At 64.8% G+C, this 6,585-nt stretch carries 4 protein-coding genes; all 4 read left to right on the plus strand.

Annotation, left to right across the window (positions count from 1 at the left end):
- The first annotated feature begins 24 nt into the window (after positions 1–24).
- Positions 25–2,652, plus strand: coding sequence for a DNA ligase D (gene ligD / locus INR38_RS26790; protein WP_207444283.1), 2,628 nt, complete (start codon positions 25–27; stop codon positions 2,650–2,652).
- A gap of 34 nt (positions 2,653–2,686) precedes the next feature.
- Positions 2,687–3,664: a Ku protein gene (locus tag INR38_RS26795; RefSeq protein WP_207444284.1), complete on the plus strand. Its 978-nt coding sequence runs from the start codon at positions 2,687–2,689 to the stop codon at positions 3,662–3,664.
- A gap of 216 nt (positions 3,665–3,880) precedes the next feature.
- Positions 3,881–4,096, plus strand: a complete 216-nt coding sequence (locus INR38_RS26800) for a 1,4-beta-xylanase (protein WP_065347134.1) — start codon at positions 3,881–3,883, stop codon at positions 4,094–4,096.
- A gap of 152 nt (positions 4,097–4,248) precedes the next feature.
- Positions 4,249–6,336, plus strand: a complete 2,088-nt coding sequence (locus INR38_RS26805; protein WP_207444285.1) for a catalase — start codon at positions 4,249–4,251, stop codon at positions 6,334–6,336.
- Positions 6,337–6,585: the final 249 nt, after the last annotated feature.

The raw sequence follows: 6,585 nt of genomic DNA on the forward strand, positions 1-6,585 counted from the left end.
GCTCATCCACTGACGGATGCCGCCATGCCGGCCACGCGCAGCAAGTCCCAGGCATCCCGCCAGGCCCGCCCCACCAAAGGGACGACCAAGGCGGCGACCCCCCAGGCCTCGCTCGCGCTGTACCGGCAAAAGCGCGACTTCACGCGCACACCGGAACCTTCGGCAGAACCTTCCAGTGAGACGATTGCAGGGCAGCCCGGCGCGGGCGCCCTGCAATTCGTCATTCAAAAGCACTGGGCCAGCCACCTGCACTACGACTTTCGGCTGGAGCTGGACGGCAGCATGAAAAGCTGGGCCGTGCCCAAGGGCCCCAGCTACGACCCGGCCGACAAGCGCATGGCCGTCCAGGTGGAAGACCACCCCATGGCCTACAACCGCTTCGAGGGCCAGATTCCACCGGGACAGTACGGCGCGGGCAAGGTCATCATCTGGGACCGTGGCACCTGGCTGCCCGAGGGCGATGCGGCCGAAGGCTATCGCAAGGGCAAGCTCAAGTTCGAACTGCGCGGCCACAAGCTGCAGGGCCGCTGGACCCTGGTGCGCATGCGCGGCAAGGACGATGCCAAAAAGCCCGCCTGGCTGCTGATCAAGGAGCACGACGGCCTGGAACGTGCTGCCAGCGAATTCAACGTGGTCGAGGACATGCCCGACAGCGTGGCCGGCCTTCCCCTGCCCACCGCCACAGCGCCCGTCACCACACCCGTCACCACGCCCGTCGCTACGCACGTCACCGCGTCCATGCCGCAGAGCATCGCCCCGCAGCTGGCAACCTTGGTGGACCATGCACCTGCAGATGCCGGGCAATGGATCTTCGAGAGCAAGTTCGACGGCTACCGGCTGCTGGCGCGCATCGAGGACGGCGCCGTTCGCCTTTTCACACGCAACGGCAAGGACTGGACCACCAAAATGCCCGCCCTGGCCCGCGCCTTTGCCGCACTGCCCCTGCAATCGGGCTGGGTGGATGGCGAGGTGCTGATGCTGGACAGCGACAGCCGCCCTGACTTCCAGGCCTTGCAAAACGCCTTTGACGGCGAGCGCACCGATCACCTGGTGTTCTTCGCGTTCGACCTGCTGTGGCAGGACGGCCAGGACCTGCGGCCCCAGCCCGTGGAGCAGCGACGCCAGCAGTTGCAGGCCCTGCTGCACAAGGCGCCTTCGGACCGCCTTCGTTTCAGCGACGCCTTTGACGCCCCGCCCGCCGACCTGGTGGCCGCCGCCTGCCAGCTGGGCCTGGAGGGCGTGATCGGCAAGCGGCGCGGCAGCGCCTATGCCTCGCGGCGCAGTGCGGACTGGATCAAGCTCAAGTGCGGCCTGCGCCAGGAATTCGTGATCGCGGGCTACACCGATCCCCAGGGCACGCGCACGTGCCTGGGCGCCCTGGTCCTGGCCGTGCATGGCGAGGATGGCCAGCTGCGCGCGGCAGGCAAGGTGGGCACAGGGTTCAACAGGCGCACCCTGGCCGACCTGCGCCAGCGCCTGGAGCGCCTTGCCACCGGCACCTCGCCGCTGGCGGACAGCCGGGGCCTTGGCAGCGGGGTGCACTGGGTGCGCCCCACGCTGCTGGCCGAGGTCTCGTTCGCGCAGTGGACCGAGGACGGCCAGGTCCGCCATGCCGTATTCCAGGGCCTGCGTGCGGACAAGCCTGCACGCAGCATTGTCAAAGAGGAGCCACAGCACGTGCCATCGACCGCATCTTCCGCCAGCGCTGCAGCCACGCCTGGCGCTGCAAGAACGCAAACCCGCCATGCCAGGGCGGCGCGACTGCCCGCCTCGATGACCATCACCCATCCCGAGCGGGTCATCGATCCCTCCACCGGCATCACCAAGATGGATCTGGCGCGCTACTACGCCACGGTGGCGCCCTTCATGATCACCCACCTCAAGTCCAGGCCCGTGGCCATGGTGCGGGCGCCGGACGGCATCGAGGGCGAGCTGTTCTTCCAAAAGCACCTCGACCAGGCGCCGCTGCAGGGCATCGCCGCCCTGTCGCCGCAACTGGACCCCGGCCATGCCCCGCTGATGGAGGTGTCCCGGCGCGAAGGCCTGGTGGCGGCTGCGCAGATGAACACCATCGAATGGCACACCTGGAACGCGCGCAAGGACCGTATCGACCGGCCTGACCGCATGACCTTCGACCTGGACCCCGGCGAAGGCGTGCCCTGGCAGCAGGTGCAGGAGGCCGCCAGCCTGCTGCATGTGCTGCTGCAGGAGCTGGAGCTGCCGGCCTTCCTCAAGACCAGCGGCGGCAAGGGCCTGCACGTGGTCGTGCCCATCAAGCGGCTGCTGGACTGGGACACCGTCAAGGCCTTCTCGCAGGCCGTGGTCCAGCACCTGGCCCATGCCGTGCCCCAGCGCTTCGTGGCCAAAAGCGGGCCGCGCAACCGCGTGGGAAAGATTTTTGTGGACTACCTGCGCAACGGCTTCGGCGCCACCACGGCCTGCGCGTGGACGGCCCGGGCGCGGCCGGGCATGGGCATCTCCGTGCCCGTGGCCTGGAACGAGCTGGACAGGCTCACGGGCGGCGCGCACTGGACCATTCGCTCGGTAGACCAGCGCCTGCGCCTGGGCAACTCCCCCTGGGAGCACTACGGCACGGCCGCCGTGGGCCTGGGCCGCGCCATGAAGGCGCTGGGCTTCGAGGCGCAGCGCTGAGCACCGTCCCGCAGGAATCGAAGAAAGCACCGCCATGAAGAAAGCCGCCTCCCCCAAATCCAGCCCGTCCACCTCCGCGCGCAGCATGTGGAAGGGCGCCATCAGCTTTGGCCTGGTGCACATTCCCATCGGCCTGTACGCGGCCACGGCCAGCTCGGACATCGACTTCGATTGGCTGGACAAGCGCAACATGCAGCCCGTGGGCTACAAGCGCATCAACAAGGTCACGGGCAAGGAAGTGGCCACGGCCGACATCGTCAAGGGCGTGGAATTCGAAGAAGGCCGCTACGTGGTGCTGAGCGCTGAAGAGATTGCCGCCGCCTTTCCCAAGACCACGCAGACCATCGAGATCGAGGCCTTTGTCGATGCCCAGGACATCCCCTTCATCTATCTGGAACGCCCCTACTACACCGCCCCCCTGCACCGTGGCGAGAAGGTCTACGCCCTGCTGCGCGAGGCCCTGCGCAAGAGCAACAAGGTGGGCGTGGCCAAGGTGGTCATCCAGACCAAGCAGCATCTGGCCATCCTGATTCCCTGCGGCCGGGCGCTGGTGCTGAACCTGCTGCGCTGGGGCGGCGAGATCCGCTCCTTCGAGCAGTTGGACCTTCCGCCGCTGGACGCCAAGGCCGCCGGCATCAAGAGCGCCGAGATGACCATGGCCATGGCTCTCATCAAGGACATGAGCCAGGCCTGGGACGCCGACCAGTTCCGCAACTCCTTCAGCGAGGAAATCCACCAGCTCGTGCAGGCCAAGGCGCATGCGGGCGATGTCCAAAACGTGGAAAAACAGGAGACCGCACCCGCCGCGCCGGCCAACGCGGCCGTGCTGGACCTGACGGCCCTGCTCAAGAACAGCCTGGGCAAGGGCGCAGGCGGACCATCCGCCACCGCAGCCAAGGAAAAAAATACCGCGTCAACGGTAAAAAATGCAAAGACGCCAGCGTCCAGAAAATCGACAAAATCCACAAAAACCCCGGCCAGGGCCCCTGCAAAACGCCCCGCCGCCAAATAACCCCATATTTGGCCTGGCTGCATTTTTTACAAAAGCAATTTCATTATAAGAAATACATCCATTTGTACCGACAAAATGGAACAAAGCTACTCCATAGCAAATTCCAATGCTTTACCAAAAGTAATCTTCCAAATATCCTACAAGCCCGCCATTTTCACGGTCGCACAATGAAATTGCAGTGATGACGGCATCGCTGTTTACTTAAGGAGTACGGAAATGACGCAACAGACCAACAACCCTCAAGGCAACACGGCCAGCAACCAGCAAAACGACAAGAACAAGCAGCAGCAGCAACAACAGAACAATCCGGGGCAGCAGCAGCAAAGCAATCCCAACAACCCGAACAATCCCAACCAACAGCAGCAACAGAGCAATCCCCAGCGCAACCAACCAGGGGAACAGCAAAAGCAGGGCAGCCATCAGCAGCGTTAAGCTGCCGATAGCGTGAACTGGCAAAGGGCCCCCTGGGCCCTTTTTTTATCTCCAGAGCTTTGCTGACGATGCCCTTTGGTTCAGCCAATCGCCTCTTCCAATAATTATTGCCTCATACAACAGGCCATCCTCTTTCTTTCAAGGAGTAAATCGTGGCTAAGAAATCCCCTGGTGAAAAGAAATCGTCCAAGCAATCCCCCACGGGCCATGGCGGAGAATTACAGCAACAGGCCGACGGACAACACCCCGGATTGACCACGCAGCAAGGCATTCCGGTTCCTGATAATCAGAACTCTCTCACTGCCTGGGAAAAAGGCCCTACGCTGCTGGAAGATTTCATCCTGCGCGAGAAAATCACGCATTTCGACCATGAGCGCATTCCAGAGCGAATCGTCCATGCACGCGGCACAGGCGCCCACGGTTATTTCCAGCTGACAGATTCGCTGGAGCAATACACCACCGCCAAGGTCCTGACCGAAACCGGCAAGCAAGTGCCGATCTTTGTGCGCTTCTCCACCGTGGCCGGTGGGGCAGGCTCGGTGGATACCCCGCGCGATGTGCGCGGCTTTGCCATCAAGTTCTATACCGAAGAGGGCAACTGGGATCTGGTGGGCAACAACATCCCGGTCTTCTTCATCCAGGACGCCATGAAGTTTCCCGACCTGGTCCATGCCGTGAAGATGGAACCCGACCGGGGCTTTCCGCAGGCCGCCACGGCGCACGACACGTTCTGGGACTTCATCTCCCTCATGCCCGAGTCCATGCACATGGTCATGTGGATCATGAGCGACCGCACCATCGCGCGCAGCCTGCGCATGATCGAGGGCTTTGGCGTGCACAGCTTCCGGCTGGTCAATGCCCAGGGTGAAAGCACCTTCGTGAAATTCCACTGGCGGCCCGAGCTGGGCATCCAGTCCACGGTCTGGGACGAGGCCCTCAAGCTGCAGGCCGCAGACAACGACTACCACCGCCGCGACCTGTTCGAGGCCATCGAGGCGGGCGACTACCCGGCCTGGGAGCTGTGCGTGCAGCTGTTCTCGCAGGAGCAGGCAGACGCCCTGCCCTACGACCACCTGGACCCCACCAAGCTCATCCCCGAAGAGGAAATTCCGTTGCGCAAGATCGGCCGCTTCGTGCTGGACCGCTGGCCCGACAACTTCTTCGCCGAGACCGAGCAGGTGGCCTTCTGCCCGGCCAATATCCCGCCCGGCATCGATTTCAGCAACGACCCGCTGCTGCAGGGCCGCTTGTTTTCGTACCTGGACACCCAGCTGTCGCGCCTGGGCGGGCCCAACTTCACGCAGTTGCCCATCAACGCGCCCAAATGCCCGTTCGCCCACCACCAGCGCGACGGCCACATGCAGACCGAGGTGCCCAAGGGCCGCGTGGCCTATGAGCCCTCCAGCCTGCAGGCCGACAGCCCGCGCGCCTCGGCAGCCCGCGGCTTGCGGCACTTTGCGCAGCCCGCGCAGGAGGGCGCCAAGGGCCGCATCCGCCCCGAGAGCTTTGCCGACCACTACAGCCAGGCGCGCATGTTCTACCAAAGCCAGAGCGCGCAGGAGCAGGCCCACATCGCCAGCGCCCTGGTGTTCGAGCTGTCCAAGGTACAGACGGCGCATGTACGCCTGGCCGTGGTCGGCCACCTGCAGGTGATTGACGCAGACCTGGCAAAGCGCGTGGCAGACGGCCTGGGCCTGCCCCAGTTGCCGCCTGCCGCCAAGCCTGCCGTTCCCCCGCAAAAGCTGCCGCCCAGCCCGGCCACGCGCATCATCGACCGCATGAAGCCCACCTTGCAGGGCCGCTGCGTTGCCATCCTGGTGGACGAAGGCTCCAGCGCCCGGCACGTTGCCGCCTTCCACAAGGCGCTGGTGGCGCAAAAGGCCAGCGTGAAGATCATTGCGCCCAAGATCGGCGGCGCCACGCTGGACGACGGCAGCCACCTGCCCGCCGACGGCCAGCTGGCCGGATCGCCATCCGCGCAGTTCGATGCCGTGGTGTCCATCATCACGCTGGAGCGCGGCCAGGCGCTGGCCCATGAGGCAGCCGCGCAGGACTGGTTCCGCGACGCCTTCGGCCACCTCAAGGCCATTGCCGCCTGCAAGGCCACGCAGCACATCATGAAGACGGCCGGCATCACGCCGGACGAGGGCGTGTTTCCCATCGACAAGCCCGAACCCTTCATCGAAGGCGCCAAGAAGCGCTTCTGGGCCCGCGAAGCGAAGCTGAGAACGCTGGCCTGACCCCCGTCCCGGCGTGCGCCACATCATGGCCACCAGATGGCACCGCGCCGGACTTCAACCAACCTTGTACCCGGGCCATTTCCCTCGGGCCCAGGCATGGCGCTTGCCATGGCAACACCAAGGCCGGCCCGGCCTGCCACCTACAGGAGCAACTTCCCATGATCACTTCGGTACCTGCACCCCCTGTCACCCTGCCTGTCACCCCGCCTGTTGCGCCCCCGGTCAACCCGCCGCCCACCGAGCCGCTGG

It is taken from the genome of Delftia sp. SD018 (genome assembly GCF_017355445.1).
GTDB classification, from domain to species: domain Bacteria; phylum Pseudomonadota; class Gammaproteobacteria; order Burkholderiales; family Burkholderiaceae_C; genus Comamonas; species Comamonas acidovorans.